This is a genomic window from Hymenobacter translucens (genome assembly GCF_020685205.1).
Classification (GTDB): Bacteria; Bacteroidota; Bacteroidia; order Cytophagales; family Hymenobacteraceae; genus Hymenobacter; species Hymenobacter translucens.
Genome location: NZ_JAJERB010000003.1, coordinates 469,035 through 486,955 on the forward strand (window position 1 = coordinate 469,035; position 17,921 = coordinate 486,955).

Annotated in this window: 12 protein-coding genes; 6 read left to right on the plus strand and 6 right to left on the minus strand. The window is 61.7% G+C overall.

Annotated elements, in window-relative coordinates; translation table 11 throughout:
* Positions 1 to 73 precede the first annotated feature (73 nt).
* On the minus strand, positions 74 to 1,549 hold the full coding sequence (locus LJY25_RS09140; protein WP_227608018.1) for a CoA-acylating methylmalonate-semialdehyde dehydrogenase: 1,476 nt from the start codon (positions 1,547 to 1,549) through the stop codon (positions 74 to 76).
* A gap of 454 nt (positions 1,550 to 2,003) precedes the next feature.
* On the opposite strand from LJY25_RS09140, the gene LJY25_RS09145 reads away from it, so the two are divergent.
* A complete protein-coding gene (locus tag LJY25_RS09145) occupies positions 2,004 to 3,044 on the plus strand; it encodes a LacI family DNA-binding transcriptional regulator (protein WP_227608019.1) in 1,041 nt (346 codons plus the stop codon).
* Positions 3,045 to 3,046: 2 nt separating this feature from the next.
* On the opposite strand, the gene LJY25_RS09150 is transcribed toward LJY25_RS09145, so the two are convergent.
* Positions 3,047 to 4,129, minus strand: coding sequence for a hypothetical protein (locus tag LJY25_RS09150; RefSeq protein WP_227608020.1), 1,083 nt, complete (start codon positions 4,127 to 4,129; stop codon positions 3,047 to 3,049).
* A gap of 853 nt (positions 4,130 to 4,982) precedes the next feature.
* Here LJY25_RS09150 and LJY25_RS09155 point away from each other — a divergent pair.
* Entirely contained in the window at positions 4,983 to 7,238 is a 2,256-nt protein-coding gene (locus tag LJY25_RS09155) for an N-acetylmuramoyl-L-alanine amidase (protein ID WP_227608021.1), read from the plus strand.
* 187 nt (positions 7,239 to 7,425) lie between these two features.
* Here the strand turns inward: LJY25_RS09155 and LJY25_RS09160 are convergent, their stop codons facing one another.
* Positions 7,426 to 7,812: a DoxX family protein gene (locus LJY25_RS09160; RefSeq protein WP_227608022.1), complete on the minus strand. Its 387-nt coding sequence runs from the start codon at positions 7,810 to 7,812 to the stop codon at positions 7,426 to 7,428.
* Between the two features lie 159 nt (positions 7,813 to 7,971).
* Here LJY25_RS09160 and LJY25_RS09165 point away from each other — a divergent pair, with 159 nt between their 5' ends.
* The 4 genes from LJY25_RS09165 (at position 7,972) to LJY25_RS09180 (ending at position 14,843) form a co-directional block, all read left to right on the plus strand.
* Complete coding sequence (locus LJY25_RS09165; RefSeq protein ID WP_227608023.1) at positions 7,972 to 8,400, plus strand: winged helix-turn-helix transcriptional regulator; 429 nt, start codon at positions 7,972 to 7,974, stop codon at positions 8,398 to 8,400.
* Between the two features lie 174 nt (positions 8,401 to 8,574).
* Complete coding sequence (locus LJY25_RS09170) at positions 8,575 to 10,533, plus strand: OmpA family protein (protein WP_227608024.1); 1,959 nt, start codon at positions 8,575 to 8,577, stop codon at positions 10,531 to 10,533.
* 230 nt (positions 10,534 to 10,763) lie between these two features.
* Positions 10,764 to 11,495 (plus strand): trypsin-like serine protease, encoded by a 732-nt coding sequence (locus tag LJY25_RS09175; RefSeq protein ID WP_227608025.1) that lies wholly within the window; start codon positions 10,764 to 10,766, stop codon positions 11,493 to 11,495.
* Positions 11,496 to 11,762: 267 nt separating this feature from the next.
* A complete protein-coding gene (locus tag LJY25_RS09180; RefSeq protein WP_227608026.1) occupies positions 11,763 to 14,843 on the plus strand; it encodes a PAS domain S-box protein in 3,081 nt (1,026 codons plus the stop codon).
* A gap of 188 nt (positions 14,844 to 15,031) precedes the next feature.
* On the opposite strand, the gene LJY25_RS09185 is transcribed toward LJY25_RS09180, so the two are convergent.
* The 3 genes from LJY25_RS09185 to LJY25_RS09195 all read right to left on the minus strand — a co-directional run bounded on the left by LJY25_RS09185 (position 15,032) and on the right by LJY25_RS09195 (position 17,708).
* Positions 15,032 to 16,138: a pectate lyase family protein gene (locus LJY25_RS09185; protein WP_227608027.1), complete on the minus strand. Its 1,107-nt coding sequence runs from the start codon at positions 16,136 to 16,138 to the stop codon at positions 15,032 to 15,034.
* 462 nt (positions 16,139 to 16,600) lie between these two features.
* Positions 16,601 to 17,440, minus strand: a complete 840-nt coding sequence (locus tag LJY25_RS09190; RefSeq protein WP_227608028.1) for a metallophosphoesterase — start codon at positions 17,438 to 17,440, stop codon at positions 16,601 to 16,603.
* A gap of 58 nt (positions 17,441 to 17,498) precedes the next feature.
* On the minus strand, positions 17,499 to 17,708 hold the full coding sequence (locus LJY25_RS09195) for a hypothetical protein (RefSeq protein ID WP_227608029.1): 210 nt from the start codon (positions 17,706 to 17,708) through the stop codon (positions 17,499 to 17,501).
* Positions 17,709 to 17,921 lie beyond the last annotated feature (213 nt).

Sequence of the window (17,921 nt, forward strand, 5' to 3'; positions counted from 1 at the left end):
TCTGATTCTGGGTGTTAAAATACTTCTGCGGGGCTACCAGCTATCAGCCAATAGCCAACAGCTTAAGAAAGCCCTAGCTCATCCAGTTGGTGCGCGACTCAGGGTTCCACTTGGTGGTGGTTTTCTTGAGCTGGGTCCAGAACTCGATCGAGCTTTTGCCGGTGATGTCGCAGGCACCGAACTTCGACTCATTCCAGCCGCCGAAGGAGAACGGCTCCCGGGGCACCGGCACGCCGATGTTCACGCCAATCATGCCGGCGTTGGCGTTGTCCATCACGTAGCGGGCGTTGCTGCCGCTCTGGGTAAAGACGGCGGCCGCGTTGCCGTAGGGATTCGCATTTTCGATGGCCAAAGCCTCGTCGAGCGTGTTGGTCCGCATGATGGCCAGCACCGGGCCAAACACTTCTTCCTGGGCGATGCGCATGCCGGGCGTCACGTAGTCGATGACGGTAGCGCCCACGTAGTAGCCGTCCTCGTGGCCGGGCACAACCACGCCCCGGCCGTCGAGCAGGACTTTGGCGCCGGCGGCTTCGGCTTCGTTGATGTGCTGCTCGATCCGCTCCTTGGCTTCGCGGCTGATAACCGAGCCCAGGTTCTGGCCCACCGTAATCTTGCGCGCCTCTTCCACCAGCTTGGCCACGATATGGTCAACGGCGCCTACTCCTACCATGGTGGAGCCGGCCATGCAGCGTTGACCGGCGCAGCCCGACATCGAAGCCGCCACGTTGGAGGCCGTCATGTCGGGGTGGGCGTCGGGCAGTACCATCAGGTGGTTTTTGGCTCCCCCCAGGGCGACACAGCGCTTCAGGTTGGCGCTGGCGCGGATGTACACGACCTTGGCAATCCTGGTCGAGCCCACGAAGCTCACGGCTTTGATGTCGGGATGGTCGCAGATGGCTTCCACGATGCCCTTGTCGCCGTTCACGATGTTGAGCACGCCGTCGGGCAGGCCGGCTTCCTTGAGCAGTTCACCGATTTTAACCGCGCTCAGCGGCACCTGCTCGGAGGGCTTCAGAATCATGGTGTTGCCCAGCACGATGGCGTTCGGAATGGTCCAGTGCGGCACCATGTTGGGGAAGTTAAATGGGGCAATAGAGGCCACCACGCCAAGGGGCTTACGCTCGGCGCGGGCCTCAACGCCGCGGCTAACCTCCAGAAACTCGCCCTGAATCAGCTGGGGCATGGAGCAGGCAAACTCGGTCAGCTCAATAGCTTTCTCGACTTCGGCCCGGGCCTCATCGTAGGTTTTGCCGTTTTCTTCCCGCACGAGGTCGGCCAGGGCCTTCATGTCGCGCTCGAGCAGGGTTTTGTAGCGGTAGAAAATCTGAACCCGCTCCTTGATCGGCATGGCCGACCAGGCCGGGAAAGCGGCCTCGGCGGCCTTTACGGCCTGATCGAGCTCGGTCATGCCCGACAGGGGCACGGTAGAAATAACGGCTCCGGTAAGCGGGCTGAATACATCCAGAGTGGAGCTGGAAGCGGGTTCGGAAAACTGACCGGCGATGTAGTTCTTGATTGCCGGATACTTGAATGTGGTTTCGACTTCCATGTTACGTTAATGTTAAGGGCATGCAAGTAATGGGTTTCCGGTAGAGTACCAAATGTGAGTACTCACTTTTAGTAAATAAGCTTCAGTACGCCGGTAAAATCCTGCCCTAGTCTGAACCCGGCAGGTCGACGTGCGGCAGCTGACGGGCGCGCGTTGTCTGGCAGCGTTGGTTTCACGCCACTGCCAAGGTACGCTACGCTGGACTAAGCCGGCGTAAACGCCACCTTTCGGATCCGGCCAGCCGGCCGCCGGCGTGAAAAGGCGGAAAAACGGGCTTTGAAGAGCTGTTTGCGAGCTGAGCCGGACGGCCCCTGCTAAATTTAGTAAGCAACTTAACCTATCCAATACTACTTTGCCGGTTGGGGACAGGGTTGCGCAGGCGCAACGGCACCAACTGTCCTTCCTCCCCGACTGAGCCCGGCCTTTAAGTCTGGCTCGCAGCAACTGATAGAGAATGGCAAACCGTAGGGCATCAATAACTGATCTGGCGAAAGAGCTGAAACTGTCGGCCTCCACTATTTCCCGGGCCCTGGCCAATCATGATGACGTTAGTGAGGCCACCAAGCAGCGGGTGCGGGCCCTGGCGGCCGAGCTGAACTACCAGCCCAACCAGCTGGCGGCGGCCCTGCGCAAAGGACGCAGCAACACGCTGGGCGTACTCGTGCCCCATATCACCGGGCACTTCTTTCCGCTGGTCGTTCACGGCATTGCCACCGAAGCCAGCAAGGCCGGCTTCAACGTGATGATCTTTCAGTCGAACGAGGACGAGCAGCAGGAGCGCAAGAACATCGACCTGCTGATGAACGCCCAGGTGGAAGGCATTCTGGTTTCCCTGGCCAACACCACCCAGCACTTCGAGCATTTCGAGGCCGTGCAGAAGCAAACCGTACCGCTCGTGTTCTTCGACCGGATCATCGAAGGCATGGAAGGCCAGAAGGTAGCCGCCGTGTCGCTCGACGACTACCAGGGCGCCTACGAGGTGGTTTCGCACCTCGTGGAGCAGGGCTGCACCCGCATTGCGCACTTCACCGGGCCGCTGCACCTGAACATCCACAAAAACCGGCACCAAGGCTACCTCGACGCGCTGCAAGCCCACGGCCTGCCCGTGGAAGAGCCGCTGACCGTGTTTTGCAGCATGGATCAGAAGGGCGGCCGGCAGGGCATGCAGAAGCTGCTCAGGCTTGCTGCCCCACCCGACGCGGTATTCTCCTCGAACGATCTGGCCGCGGTGGGAGCTTTGCAGCTGGTCAAGGAAAAGGGCCTGCGGGTTCCCCAGGACATTGCCATTGTGGGCTTCAGCAACGAGAAGTTCACCTCCCTGACTGAGCCCACCATCACCTCCGTGGACCAGCGGTGCGAGCAGATGGGCCAGACGGCGGTGCGCCTGCTGCTGAAAATGCTGAATGCCACCTCCGAAACGGCGGCCCCACCCCAGAACATCGTGCTCAAGCCCAAGCTGCTGATCCGCGAATCGTCGTCGCGCAAGCCGCAGTAGGCTTACTCGTAGTACTGATACAGGTAGCGGTAGAACATGGGTTTTTCGCTGCGGGCATCCGAGGTTTCGCCCAGCAGCAGGCCGTTGGGAGCATAGGAAAACACGTAGTAGGCCGCTTTCGGCGGGCTGTACACCGACGACGTGCTTTGCTCCCGGCCAATGAGCTGACCAAGCGAATTGTAGGAGTACTTGATAAGGGTAGTGGCAACCTGCCCGTCCCGGCTTAGCCGGGTCATGATGCTCTGCTCTACCACGCGGCCCTGGTGGTTGTAGACCCAGCGCTGCCGGGGGTAAAGAAACCGGCCCCGCCGCAGCCCGTGCAGGGCCTGGCGCACAGTGAACCGGGGAGCCAGCTGTCCGGCCGCCGTTTTGACTTTCTGCGCCCGGGCCGCCTGCTGCAGATCGAGCTGACCAACTTCCAGTAAATGCCCTTCGCGGCTGAACCCATAGCTGGCCGTGGCCGACACCAGCTGCTCCTGGGCTGAGTAGCCGTAGTGCAGGGTCAGAATGGTATCGGGGTGGGGCGCGTAACGGATGCTGACCTGCCGGCTTTTGCGGTTGCTGATGCCGGTACCCATCAGCATAGCCTGAATCCGGGTCTCGATTACCAGGGAGTCGCCCTGCTGGATTACAGATTCCTCGCAGAGCGTGGTGGTGTTGCCGTTGGGCCGGAGCACCTGCTGGGAGCCCAGCCGCAGCGCCGGGTTATAGGTGTGAATGAACGTGTAAGGCGCAGTGGTGCTGGGCTGCGTAACCTGGGCCGTGCAGCGGCCTTTGGCATCGTAGCTCCACTGCCGGTGCAGGCGGGGCGCCTGGCGGTAGCGAACTTCCGTAAAGCGCCCCCGGGCATCGACCTCCTGGAAAGCGACGGTGTCGCGCACTTCCCCTTCCGCATCCAGCCGCACCTTCAGCACGGCCCGGACCCGGTTGCTGGAAAACAGGTGGCGCGTAACCGAATCGGGCTCCAGCGGAATCGGCCCGCCCGGCTCAGCTGCCGCAGCTTCGGATGGAACCTGCGCAGCGGAAGTAAAAGGTGGGAGCAGTGCTGCCAGCACCAGCGCGGTAGAAATCAGGATAAGACGCATCGGGTAACGATAGTTAGCTGGCGTCAATATACTGTACCGGCTCCAACCCCACTGCTCCGCTTAACCAGCTTGCTCAGAGCTAAACCGCTTTGGCAGCCTACTCTACCGGGGACAGTGCCCGTGCCTGGTTTGGCTGGTCGGCAGCTACCCCCGCTCCTGCAGCAGCTGCCGGGCGGCAGCCGGATGCCCACGGCTATTATGCCGGGCAGAAAGTTGATCAGGTGCACCAGCCCCAGCAGCAGGGTTCCGGTCAGAACAAACCGGAAATACCGCCGGGCCCGGAAAAAGCAGAGCAGGCTGCTGACGACTCCGGCAAAGCCCAGGTAGTGACGTACCGTAAATGTTCGTTCGTAGGGCTCACTGCCGATGTACACCGGCTCGAATACCACGATTCCGACGGTATACAGACAACCACCGGCCAGCAGCAGGGGAATCAGGTTTTGACAGGACCCCGCAGCCCGGGTAGAAACGAAGTCATACGGTGGTGACCTGGTTTGGCCGCCGGCAAGCTAGCCCGGGAAACTTTGTACGCCGCGGACTTCGCAAGCCGCAGGTCCATGGCAGAAAGCCGACTCAAGAACCGGACATCGGAGTGTAACATTTTGGCCTGACCATCTTCCGTTCAGTATATTAAAATCCCGCTATTTACGCCCGTAGGTGCTGATTTAAGCGGTATTCAAGGTAATCCGGCATAAACCTTTGATTCTCCGGTCAGCGCGGGTGAGTCTGCACTCACCCATTCGGACTTTGGCCGGCGACCAAGGGCAGGGAGCTTGCCGAATCCTGCCTACATTACCCGGGCCGGAGCAATCTTCAACCTCACCCTAACCTAAACTACCTCCGGCAGCCGCGTATGAAAAAAACCTTACTGCTTTTGGCCTTAACCCTTGGCCTGCCTGAGCTGCTGCCCGCCCAGAGCGTCGCCAGCCGCGTTGCCCCTGCCGACACGCGGTACGCCGCCGACTTCGCCGAAGCCTACCGCCGCAATCCGGCGGTTCCGCGCGGCGTGCTGGAGGCCGTGGCCTACACCCAGACGCACATCCGCCACATCGGCCGCAGCGAGCAGCCTTCCTGCACCGGCATGCCCCTGCCTTCGGGCGTCATGGGCTTGTTTGCCGACGGACAAGGCTACTTCCGTGAAAACCTGGACCGGGTGGCTGCGCTTTCAGGCATCAGCGAAGCCCAGATCAAGGACGACCCGCGCAGCAACATCCTCGCCTACGCCGCCGCCTACTCCCGCCTCGTAGCGGAGCGCCGGCTCACGAGCAGCAACCCGGCAGACCACCTGCCCGTGCTGATGGACCTGAGCGAGCTGCCCCTGCTGAAAGATGCCGTCAACAACTACGCCCTGGATGCGCACCTTTACAGCGTGCTGTCGTTTTTGGCCAAGGCCGACAACCAGGCACGGTTCAACTTTCCGGATCATCGCCTCGACCTGAGCGCCATCTTCGGCGCCAACTACTCCGTTCTGAGCGCCGCCACTACCCAGGTGTCGCCTACCTCAGTGCAAGCCGAAGGCCAGCGCTACGACCCGGGCTCCTCCACCCAGACGCGGGTAAACTCCACGGACTATGGCCCGGCCCTCTCTGACTTCACCACCTGCAACTACAGCTCCCGCAACGGAGTAGCCGTGACGCACTACGCCGTGCACACGGTCCAGGGCACCTACGCCGGCTGCATCTCGTGGTTTAAGAACTGCTCGGCCAATGCCTCGGCACACTACGTAATCCGCAGCAGCGACGGACAGGTAACGCAGATGGTGAGCGAGGCCAACAAGGCCTGGCACGTGGGCTCCGAGAATCCCTACACCATCGGCACCGAACACGAAGGCTACGTCAACGACGCCTCGTGGTACACGACGGCCATGTACACCAGCTCGGCGGCCCTGGCCCGCGACATCACCGTGAGCGGGTACGGCATCAGCGGGCTGCGCACCTTTTACGGAACGGCCACCACGGGCACGCTCAGCACCGGCGGCTGCGTGAAAATCAAAGGCCACCAGCACTATCCCAACCAGACGCATACCGACCCGGGCGTAAACTGGAACTGGGAGTACTTCTACACGCTCATAAACAACAACCCGGCGGTAACCACGCTGTCGGCTGCCTCGGGCACCGTGTATGACAACGGCGGCAGCGCGGCCAACTACACCAACGACGCACGGCAAAGTCAGCTGATTGCTCCTACCGGAGCCACGAGCGTAAGCCTGGCGTTTTCGAGCTTCGACCTGGAAAGCAGCTACGACCACCTGCTCGTGTTCAACGGCGACAACAACCGGGCTCCGCTGATCGGCAAGTATTCGGGCACCACCAACCCCGGCACGCTGACGGCCTCTTCGGGCAAGATGTACCTGGAGTTCCGCAGCGACTGCGCCACCACCCGTCCGGGCTTCGCGGCCAACTGGACTGCTACCATTCCTACTTCCACCAGCTGCCCCACCGACAACTTCGAAGCCAACGGCACCCTGTCGGCCAGTGCGGCCGTGGGCGTGAACGTGAACAACTCGGCCTACATCTGCCCCAGCACGGATATCGACTGGTACAAGTTCTCGAGCTCCACGACCAACAACAACCTCAAGCTGACGCTCACCAACCTGCCCGCCGACTATGAGCTCGAGCTGTACAACAGCAGCGGCACTATGCTGTACTCGTCGACGGCCGCCAGCACCAACCCCGAAACCATTATTTACAACGGGGCCCCGGCCGCAACCTATTACGTGCGGGTATACGGCTACAACGGCGCCACCAGCAATAGCCTGACCTATACGCTGCGGGTTTCCACCCAGTCGACGGCCTGGCTGACGGCTCCTGCTTCGGGCAGTTCGTCGGCCGCGCGGGCTACCTCCGGCGCCACCGAGCGGCCCCAGGTAACGATGACCAACCCCGTGGAAGCCGGCGGCATGTCCTGGCTGAAGGTGAGCGACTACGAAGGTCCGGCCGACATCCAGCTGCGTGACCCTCAGGGCAAGGTAGTAGCCGAAGCCGTGCACGCCGAGTTGACTGGTTCAGCCCTCGGCTACCGCGTACCGGCTGGCCTGACGCCTGGCGTCTACATCGTGACGGTGCAGCTGAGCACCCACGTTCAGCGCCTGAAGCTACTGATCCGGTAGCCCCCGCGCGCCCGTCGGGTAAACCGACAACCAGACACCCTGCTTCCCCGTGCCACGTTGGCCGGCGGAAAGCAGGGTGTCTGCGTTGGGAGCGGTGGGAGCCGCCAAGCCGGTTATCAATTTCCCCAGGCCGGAGACTACACCCCGCTGGTGAGCACGGCACCGGGCTGGCCCAAAGCCTGGTGGCTTACCCCCGCGAAACCGGTTCCGTTGCGGACCGGGCCGGCAGAAACGCCGACCGGTCGCGCACAAAGGCAGCAATCCAGACCAGCGTCAGGATAAGGGCCGGGGCCAGGAGGCTGCGGCCGTGCGAGAGGTCGGTGGCCATGGCCCCGGCGAAGTAACTGGTAAGCAGCAGCAAGCCCAGCTTCATGGCGCGCGGGTACAGAAACAGGGCCGCGAACAGCAGTTCCATAGCCCCCAGCAGCAGGCGGTAGTCGGCCACGCCCGCCCCGGCGAGGGCCGTGCGAATCTCGGCTCCGCCCAGCAGCTTCATGATTCCACTGGCCAGTATCATCAGGACCGGAATGGCGGTCAGCACGCCGGTAAGCACCTTTTTCTTGTTGAATGTCATTGGATTGGCAGTTTGCAGTTGGGGTAGTAGCAGGCCCCGTCGGTGGCGGCCTGACTTGGGCAAAGGTGAGCCCATCAAGGGTTTACCTGGGATAATGGTTTACAAAAGGATACCGGTACCCCCGATGCTACTCACTTCATTTCCAACGACCTTTGCGCCATGTCTTTTCCTCCTCCCCCCGCCGCTGCCCATGCGTGTAATGCGTCGATGCGCTCCGTGCGCGACGCCCTCGACCTGCTCGGCGGCAAGTGGAAGCTACCCATCATCGTGGGGTTGTCCACCGGCCCGAAACGCTTCAAGCACCTGCAGCGCGAAGTCACAGGCATCACGGCCAAGATGCTGAGCAAGGAACTGAAGGAGCTGGAAACCAATGGCCTGATAACCCGCCACGTGGAAGCCCACGCCGTGCCGGTAGCGGTTACCTATACGCTGGCCGAGTACGGCGGCACGCTGTTTCCGGTGGTGGAAGCCCTGCGCGACTGGGGACAGCAGCACCGGACCCGCATCATGCACACGGATGCCGCGAGCATCAATGCCGGACCTGACCAGTGGACGACCGAGCCCGGCCACCTGAGCGTAGCCGTTTAGCCCGGCACCCAGCGGCGCGGAGGCAGGAAGGTCGAAGCACCCCGCCGCGGCAAGAAAATCACAGACCATTCGTTGGGAACCTGGCCTGGCAGCAAGGCGTTGCGGACTGTTTTGGAACCTTGCTGGCCAAGCTTGCTTACTTTTGCGGTCTGTTCCCTCCCGCTTGTTTTGCTTATGAAGGTATTGCTGACGCTGGTACTGGCGCTATGCTGGCTGAAGCTGTTTGCCCAGGGGCCCCCGGCTCCAACCGTTGACTACACCAACGCTTCGGCGCGCTACCGGCTCACCTACCCCCGCGCCTGGCACCGCCACGTGGATGAGGACCGCCCGGAGGTCATGTTTTACGCCGGTGAAACCTGGCGCAACGCTCCGGCCACGGTAACCGTGTTGTACCGCCCACTGCCCGAAAGTCAGAAAAACCTGACCAAGCTGCTGAGCCGTGGTCAGCTGGATTCGGTGGAACGCAGCATCCTGCGCCTGCCCCGGGCCCAGGTTCTTGGGCTCAGCCAACGCGACGCCGGCGCCTACGAGGAGATACGCTACGACTACTCCTATGACCTGGGCGGCAGCGCCCGTATTCACATCATCGGGCGGCGGCTGTGGCGGGCCGGCTACGAGTACCAGATTGAGTACCGGGCCGCAGTAAGTCAGGACAGACGCTACCGCCGGCCGGGGGAACAGCTGCTGGAGTCGTTCACCCTGACCGGCAACCCCGTCAGCCGCCGCTACGCCGACCAGCAGTGCGACAACAAAATGTACGGCATTGCGGCCCTGCGCTTCGACAACGACCGGTGGGAAGACGACTGCCGCACCATCCACGAGTTTTCCACCTCCGACCTTACCGACGAGCCCATCGTGCACCGCCGGGTGCTGCCCTTCCAGTCCTACGCCCTTACCAAGGGCTTCGACAACTGCCTGTACTCGGTCACCAAATCCCCGACCGACGCGCCGGAGTACGTGTACCGCTACGACCCGGCCATCCGGAAGGGCCGCTACACCCGTTGGCAACTGCCGGCCCAGGGCCCCGAAAACGTCTGGATTTCGGCCGCTACCGATGAGCAGGGCGACCTGTTCTTTCTGACCTCCGACGCGAATATGCTGGTGAAAGTGAGTCCCCAGACGGATTCGGTAACCGTCGTCTGGAGCACCGACCCCATGCGGCAGGCGCCCTACTACCCGACCATCGGCTTTCCCGGGGCTGGCTCCCACGGCAACTTCTGCCTCGACGACGGCACCACGCTCTACCAGGTCTACAGCTCCGACGGGGCCCTGCTGCGCGTGGACCTCACCACCGGGAAGCCGGCCCCGGAGCTGACTCCCCTGACCGGCCTGCCCCGGAAGGGCGGCTACAGCGACCTGCTGTTTCAGAACGATGCTCAGGGCCGGCGGCGGCTTTACCTGGCCGGCCCCAAAGCTATGTACCAGGTTGACATGGCCCGGCGCCAAGCCCGGCGGGTGCGCGGCGGCACCTATACCGACCTGGCCGGCTGCAACCTGTTTCGCGTCATGACCCGGCCGGCCCCGGCACCGCCCCCACCCAACACCGCCCAGTGGAAAGGCCGGGTGCTGGATGCCATTACCTTCCAGCCCCTGCCCCAGGCCCGGCTACAGCTGGGCGACACGCCGGTGACGCTCAGCCCCGACGGCTCGTTCTCGGTACCGGCCGAGCCTGGCCGGAGCTACGCGGCCCGGGTGCAGCTCGGCGGCTACCTGGCGGCCGACAGCACCATTACGCCCGCGCCGGGACCCTACGTGCGCGACATTCTGCTCCAGCCCCTGGCCGTGGGCACCACGATGCCGCTCAACAACGTGCAGTTTGAGCAGGGCCGGGCGGCGCTGCTGCCTTCCTCCTACCCCGCCCTCAATCAGCTCGTGGCGTTGCTGGCCGGCAACCCCGGCATCAGCATCGAGCTGCGCGGCCATACCGACAATGTGGGCGACCCGCAGAAAAACGTAGTGCTCAGCCAGCAGCGGGTGTCGGCCGTGAAGGCCTACCTCGTGAGCCGGGGTATTGCGGAAAGCCGGATTACCGGCGTAGGCCTCGGCGGTGCCCAGCCGTCGGCCAGCAACGTCCGGGAAGCAACGCGCCGGCTCAACCGCCGGGTGGAGTTTCGGGTGACGGGCGTGCAGTAGCCGGCGGGAAGGGCACCCGTACGGGCGCTGCCGCGGGTCAGGAAGTTCGTGGAGCCAATGAGGCGGGCCGCACGTCGGAAGCAGATCAGCCCGGCAGAGTGAGGCTACCGAAAAAAAGCGGCGGCTCGATTTTACCAGTACCCGGCTGCGGATCAGGCGCTTTGCATAGCATGCCCCAAATCCCGTAGCTTAGGCGCCTAGCTATTGCTGACCACCTTATCCAAAATTCGATGCGGCTACTTCTACTGTTAACGCTTGTCCTGCTGGCTGCCGACTGCTCAGCCCAGGAGCGGATTTCCCAAAAGACGTTTCCCGAAATCACCCTCACCAACCGGATTGAATTCGCTGACCCGCAAAACAACCAGCCCCGGTTTAGCTGCGGCTTCCTGCTCCGGCACCGCAACGACACCTTCGCCGTCACGGCCAAGCACCTGCTGAAAGTCATTAAAACCAAGGAAATGAATACTGTTTCCTTTGGCCGCAGCATCACGGGCTGGTCGCTTTTTTCGCTGAGCAATCCGCAGCAGGTGGTCGTGGCCGACAAGCTGCTGAATGAAAGCAAAACCCAGGTGCTGAAGGACAAAGCCACCTTCGGCGAGGACTGGCTGGTGTTTTCAATCCGCTCGAATCATTCCACCATCAAGCCCCTGGAAATTCGCACGACTCCGCTCGTGCCCGGTGAGAAGCTGTACGTGGTAGGCTGGACCCGCCACATGGAAAGCGGCCCCCAGCGGGTGTACGAGTTCAGCTACTACAAGACGGTCGGCAACCGGATCTTGCTCAAGGACCTTCTCGTTCCCGAACAGTTCGGCGGCCTCAGTGGGGCGCCCCTGGTCGACGAGCAGGGCCTCGTCGTGGGCATCGTGTCCAATGGCACGGAAGACGGCGGCAAAAAGTATTTTTCGCCCTGCTCCGTAACCGGGTTAGCCGCCTTTCTGGAGAAAAATCAGTTGGCGAAGTAGTCGGGTCCGGGCGAAGCGGACGGGAGGGCAGCTGAGCCCGGGCAGGAGCGCCAACAGGCCGGCCGCGTAACGGCCCGTCTGAGTGGGACGCCCGCTGCCGGGCGGGCCTGCTAAGCGAAAAGGAGGTATCTTACATGGTTCCCGGTTTTCCGGCAATCCACTCCGGCCTGTGCTTTGGCCTTTCGGACGTTGCGAACCGCTTTCGGTTGATTTTACTACCGCCGTCCAGACTCCCATTCCGCCTCCCAAGGGCCGTTACCCCACCCCATGAAAGAGAGCGAAAAAAGATATCGGCGTTTGATCGAGGCCAGCCAGGACCTACTGGTTACGGTGAACCTGCAGGGTGCTATCATCGACACCAACGAAGCGGCCGTGAAAATCACCGGCGTGTCCCGCGACGTGCTGGCCGGGTCCGACTTCTTCACCTACTTCACCGACCCGGAAGCGGTGCGGAAGGCGTACCGGGAGGTAATTGCCCACGGCGCCGTCGCCAACGTGCCGTTCACCCTGCGCCATACCAACGGCATGCACACGGAAGTGCTGTTCGACGGCTCGGTGTACAAGGACGACAACGGGGAGCTGCTGGGCGCCGTCATCGTGGCCCGGGAAATTGCCGAAAAGAAGTGGGCGACGGAGCTGGGCATTGCCAACAAGGAGCTGGCCTTTCAGCACCACGAAAAGGAAAAGCGGGCCGACGAGCTCAGCATCGCCAACGAAGAGCTGGCGTTCCAGAATGATGAAAAGGAAAAGCGCGCTCAGGAGTTGAGTGTCGCCAATACCGAACTGGCCTTTCAGAATGACGAAAAGGAAAAACGGGCTGCCGAGCTGGGCATTGCCAATAAAGAACTCGCCTTTCAGAACGACGAGAAAGAGAAACGCGCCCAGGAACTGAGCATAGCCAACAAGGAGCTGGCGTTTCAAAACGATGAAAAGGAGAAGCGGGCTCAGGAGCTGAGCGTGGCCAACGAAGAGCTTGCCTTTCAAAATGATGAAAAGGAAAAGCGGGCCCAGGAATTAAGCGTCGCCAATACCGAACTGGCTTTTCAGAACGACGAGAAAGAGAAGCGGGCTGCCGAGCTGGGCATTGCCAATAAAGAACTCGCCTTTCAGAACGACGAGAAAGAGAAGCGCGCCCAGGAGCTGAGCGTCGCCAACAAGGAGCTGGCGTTTCAGAATGACGAGAAAGAGAAGCGGGCGGCCGAGCTGAGCATTGCGAACATCGAGCTGGCCTTTCAGAACGACGAAAAGGAAAAGCGCGCGGCCGAGCTGGTTATTGCCAACAAGGAGCTTGCCTTTCAGAACGATGAAAAGGTTAAGCGGGCCGCCGAGCTGCGCATTGCCAACTACGCCCGCAGCCTGATCGAAGCCAGCCGCGACCCGCTGGTAACCATCAGTCCGGAAGGCAAGATTACCGACATGAACCAGGCCACGGTCTACATCACCGGCATCGACCGGGAGCTGCTGCTGGGCTCGGACTTCTTTGCCTACTTCACCGACCCGCAGATGGCGCGGGAAGTGTACCAGGAAGTGTTTGCCAAGGGCACGGTGGCCGACTCGCCCCTGACGCTGCGCCACAAGGACGGCAAGCTTACCGACGTGCTGTTCAACGGCTCGGTGTACAAAAACGACGAAGGCCAGGTGCTGGGCGTGGTGATTGTGGCCCGGGACGTGACCGACCAGAAACGGGTAGCCACCGAGCTGACCGAAGCCAAGATTGCAGCCGAGCGGGCCACGGTGCTGGCCGAGGAAGCCCAGGCCAAGGCCGAAACGGCCACTGAAATTGCTGAAAACGCGGTGAAGGCCAAGCAGCAGTTTCTCAGCAACATGAGCCACGAAATCCGGACGCCCATGAACGCCATCATCGGGTTTACGAAGGTGGTGCTGAAAACCGAGCTGACCGACAAGCAGAAAGAGTACCTGACCGCCATCAAACTCAGCGGCGACACGCTCATCGTGCTTATCAACGACATTCTGGACCTGGCCAAGGTGGACGCGGGCAAGATGACGTTCGAGAAAATTCCGTTCAAGCTGTCGGCCTCCGTTTCGGCCATGGTGCACCTGTTTGAAACCAAGATCCAGGAGAAAAACCTGGCGTTGGTGATGGAGTACGACGCCAGGATTCCGGAAGTGCTGGTGGGTGACCCGGTGCGGCTGCACCAGATCATTCTGAACCTGGTCAGCAACGCGGTCAAGTTCACGGGCGAGGGCACCATCACGGTGGGCGTGCGGATGCTGGTGCAGGACAGCGAAAAGGTGATTCTGGAGTTCTCCGTCACCGACACCGGCATCGGCATCGAGGAAGACAAGCTGGGCACGGTGTTCGACGACTTTCAGCAGGCCACCAGCGGCACGAGCCGGCTGTACGGGGGCACGGGGCTGGGGCTGGCCATCGTCAAAAACCTGGTGGAACCCCAGGGCGGCACCATCAACGTGAAAAGCAAGGTGGGCGTCGGCTCCACGTTCAGCTTTATTTTAAGCTTCAATAAAACCACCGAGAAGGCCGACGCCGAGCTGGGCCTCAGCATCGAGCTCGAAGCCGGCTTCAAGGACGTGCGGATCCTGGTCGTGGAAGACATTGCCCTGAACCAGCTGCTGATGAAAACCCTGCTCGAAGACTTCGGCTTTGCCATGGACGTGGCCGGCAACGGGAAAATAGCCGTCGAGAAGCTGCGCACGACCAGCTACGACATTGTGCTGATGGACTTGCAGATGCCCGAGATGAACGGCTTCGACGCCACCGAGTACATCCGCAACCAGCTAAACCTGACGGTGCCCATCATTGCCCTGACCGCCGACGTGACCACCGTGGACGTGGAGAAGTGCAAGGCCGTGGGCATGAACGACTACATCTCCAAGCCCATCGACGACAAGCTGCTGTACAGCAAGATCATCAAGTACCTGAAAAGCTCGGACTACGCTAAAAAAGCAGCCGACCAGGGGCCGGAACCGCCAAAGGCACCGTCCTGCGTCAACTTCGACTACCTGCAGCGCATCACCAAAAGCGACGCGCGCATGGCCGAGATGATCCAACTCTACCTCCAGGAAATTCCGCAGCTGGTGCAGACGATGAAGCGGGCCATTGCGGAAAAGAAGTGGAAGGCGCTCAAGCAGGCCACGCACTCCATTATTCCCACGTTTGCCACGATGGGCATGAACCCGGAGTACGAGGACATGGCCAAAGCCATCCAGGGCCTGGCCGTGAACCTCATTCCTACCGATGCCGGAGGCGGGGCCAGCCCGGAAAACATGACTACGCTGCTCACCCTGTTTTCCGGCATCGAAGCCGCCTGCGCGGTGGCCGCCCGGGAGCTGGAGGAAAAGCTGCTGACGCTCTCGAAAGCGGCGTAGCCGGGGAAAAGGCGGTGCTGGGGCCCAGAGGGCAAAGCAGTGCGGCTCCGGCCTGACTCGGCTGACTCCGTTCAGCTAAACCGTCGTTCCGGCATTGCTGAAAAAACGACCCGGGCCGCCTGCGAATCACTTCGCAGGCGGCCCGGGCTTTTGTATTGAGGCCGGCTACCGGAGCCGCCTGACCGCGGTTAGATTCCGCTGCTGGCGCAGGTGTTGCCGGCCAGCGTGGCGCCGGCCCCGGTGGAGGCCGTCACCGCAGCTTTCACGCTCGAGGCGATCAGCACCGACAGCGTGTAGGGTGGCGTGAAGGCCGTCTTGCCGTTGCCGGCGGTGTTGCCGGTCACGTTGGTAAAGATGTTGCCCGTGACCTGGACGGCCGTCGAGCGGTTGTCCATCAGGTCAATAGGACGGTTCATGTTCTCGAACACGTTGTTCTGAACCAGCAGGTTGGCTTCGAAGCCGCCCATCACCCCGGAGGTGCTCACCGAAGAGCCGAACAGGTTGTTCACCACGTGTACTTTGCCGAAGCGCACCCGCGGCATGCGGGCCACGCAGCCCTGGGCCCACCAGCAGCGGGCAAACGTGACGCTGAGCTTGCCCCGGTCACCGGTAGAGGTATCCGACGAGCCGATCAGGTTGGAGAAGCGGTGGTCGTTGGAGCCGCCGGGGCCACCGGCGCGGGGTGCCTTCAGATAAGCGAACTTGGTCCAGGAGACGGTGATAAAGTCGGAGGCATTCTTGAAGTCCAGATTGCCGTCGACGCCGTCGCGGAACTCGCAGTGGTCGATCCAGACGCGGGTGCAGGCATCAATGGTGGCATTGTCCCAGCCGTCCACGTCGTAGGCGCCCGGGCCTTCGAAGATCAGGTTGCGGATGACGATGTTCGAGCAGCGCTTCACGTTGATAATACCCGATGTAGACTGGCCCTGGTCGGCGGAAACCAGCTTGGCCCCGGCCGTGCCGAACAGCGTTTTGTTGCTTTGGTCCTGAAACGAGATGCGCCCGCCGGAGGGAATGGTGATGGTGCCATTGACCTGCACTACCTTGACAGCCGTGTTGGTAATGGCGGCCTTGAGTTGGTCGTAGGTGGTGACCACGGTGGGCGTGGCCGTGCCCCCGCCGTTGGTGACGCCGCCCTGGGAAGCCCAGCCCTGCGCGGCGCAGGTAGACTCCACATCAGCGGTAGCCGAGGCCTGGGGACCGGCAGTAGCCGGGACCGGATTGCTCGTGTCGCAGCCCGTCAGCAGGCCCGAAAAGGACACTAGCGCGGTCAGCAGAAAAGTATTCGTCTTCATGAGGATTGGGTTTTGGTGATGGCAGAAAGCCGGCCTCGGACGGGGCAGGTACTCAGAGCGGGGCAATAGGCCTTTCACCGGGACTGACGCCGCAGGTTGGCGGTTCTGATCTGTCCGGCCGGAAAGCAGAGCAATACTACCAGCTCAGCTCCAATACCCTGTGAAAGTGCCGTTAACGTACACCTTTGGCCTTACTCCAAAAGCTGAATCAGCCGATAAATCAATGCAAACGATGCCGGGAACGATTGCAGAGCGGGCTACTGGCACTAAGCGGTGCTCTGCCGCCTCCCTTCCGGGCGTGCCGGCGGGCCGCTTCCGTAACCCGAAGCGGTGTGCCTGTTGGCAGCAGCTGGTAAGAAATAGTACCAGCGGAGTTCCCGCTCCATAGCCGCCAGGTGCTCGGTGGATAGCTGCTGGCTCAGGCCCTGCTCGTTCACTGCCGGCCGCTGCCAGGCAGATGTCTCACCCACGCACCAGCTCGAAGACCGTTATTTCCGGTCTTACATTAAACCGGACCTGCCACAGGTGGCCCAGGGCGCGGTTGATGTACAGCGTCCGGTTACCGGAGAGGTCAAATTTCCCAGCCGTGTAGCGCTTGTTCCTGACGGGCAAAAGCGGTGGGGGCAGAAAGGGTGGCTTGCATTGACCGCCGTGGGTGTGCCCGGCCAGAATCCAGCCCTGGTAGTTATTCCAGACGTCTAAATCACACACGTCCGGATTGTGACAAAGCACAATGGCCGCCTGGTCAGGCCGATATGTACTCAGTGCCTTTTCCGGATTAAAATCGAGGCCCCAGTAGTCGTCCAGCCCGATAAAGCTGAGCCCGTGCCGCCCGACCTGCTCATTTCTCAGCATGGTTACCCCGTGCTTTTCCAGCATTGCCGCCACGGTATCGGCCACGGCGTGCCGGGTCCAGTTGCGGCCGTAGTCGTGGTTGCCCAGGATGCCGACCGTTCCCAGCCGGCCCTTCACGCAGCTGGCCAGAACTTCCTGCAGCGCGCTAAACTCGACCTGCTCCTTGTCAGCGCTTACGAAGTCGCCGGTGTAGACCACGAAATCAGGGTTTACTTCCTGCGCCTTCTTAAATGACTCGATCAGAAAATGGTAGTCGAATCTTTTCCCGACGTGGATGTCGCTGATCTGCATCAACGTCTTCCCGGCCAGTGCCGGTGGCAGATTCCTGACCGGCATTTTTAGGTGCACAAACTCCAGCCAGAACGGCTCGATCTGCCAGGAATACAGCCCGCAGGCAGCTCCCGTCAAGCCCGTCAGGCCCCACTTTATAAACGTGCGTCTTTTCATGAGCCGCCCTTGCTTTGCTTAACCCGAGCAGGGCCGCTGCATTTTCCGGCGCTAGCCGCTAGAGCTGGGTCAGGCCGGTCGTCTTGTCCAGGGCTTCGCGCACCTCGGTCCAGGTGAGTTCCCCGGCTACGTAACGGTCATATAGCTGGTGAGCGTAGGTTGTAGCATTCGATTCCAGGCGCGGAAGCGAGGCCAGCAGCCTCTTCAGCACGAGGGCGCGCTGCTCAGGTGTTTGGGCATCCGGCCCAAACCGAGGATCATACGTCATGGAAAATTCTGGTTAATCCTGTTTCATAGCCAAGATACGGGAAATGGCCTGGATAATTGATTTGCACCGCCGGGCCCTTCCCCTTCGATAAGCTCCAGCAGAGCGGAGCAGCAGGAATCCTTTGCTTTCCGCACCGGGCCTTTGGCCGCTTACTATCCTCGCGGCTCCGATGGGAGACTCCGCGTAAACCGCACGGCCAGAACTTTCGGCTCG

Excerpts from the sequence above, each read along its gene's own strand:
- LJY25_RS09165 (WP_227608023.1), top strand. The coding sequence starts at position 7,972 with ATGTCTTTTCCTCCTCCCCCCGCCGCTGCCCATGCGTGTAATGCGTCG.
- LJY25_RS09190 (WP_227608028.1), bottom strand. The coding sequence starts at position 17,440 with ATGAAAAGACGCACGTTTATAAAGTGGGGCCTGACGGGCTTGACGGGA.
- LJY25_RS09145 (WP_227608019.1), top strand. The coding sequence starts at position 2,004 with ATGGCAAACCGTAGGGCATCAATAACTGATCTGGCGAAAGAGCTGAAA.
- LJY25_RS09160 (WP_227608022.1), bottom strand. The coding sequence starts at position 7,812 with ATGACATTCAACAAGAAAAAGGTGCTTACCGGCGTGCTGACCGCCATT.
- LJY25_RS09185 (WP_227608027.1), bottom strand. The coding sequence starts at position 16,138 with ATGAAGACGAATACTTTTCTGCTGACCGCGCTAGTGTCCTTTTCGGGC.
- LJY25_RS09195 (WP_227608029.1), bottom strand. The coding sequence starts at position 17,708 with ATGACGTATGATCCTCGGTTTGGGCCGGATGCCCAAACACCTGAGCAG.
- LJY25_RS09140 (WP_227608018.1), bottom strand. The coding sequence starts at position 1,549 with ATGGAAGTCGAAACCACATTCAAGTATCCGGCAATCAAGAACTACATC.
- LJY25_RS09175 (WP_227608025.1), top strand. The coding sequence starts at position 10,764 with ATGCGGCTACTTCTACTGTTAACGCTTGTCCTGCTGGCTGCCGACTGC.
- LJY25_RS09170 (WP_227608024.1), top strand. The coding sequence starts at position 8,575 with ATGAAGGTATTGCTGACGCTGGTACTGGCGCTATGCTGGCTGAAGCTG.
- LJY25_RS09155 (WP_227608021.1), top strand. The coding sequence starts at position 4,983 with ATGAAAAAAACCTTACTGCTTTTGGCCTTAACCCTTGGCCTGCCTGAG.
- LJY25_RS09180 (WP_227608026.1), top strand. The coding sequence starts at position 11,763 with ATGAAAGAGAGCGAAAAAAGATATCGGCGTTTGATCGAGGCCAGCCAG.
- LJY25_RS09150 (WP_227608020.1), bottom strand. The coding sequence starts at position 4,129 with ATGCGTCTTATCCTGATTTCTACCGCGCTGGTGCTGGCAGCACTGCTC.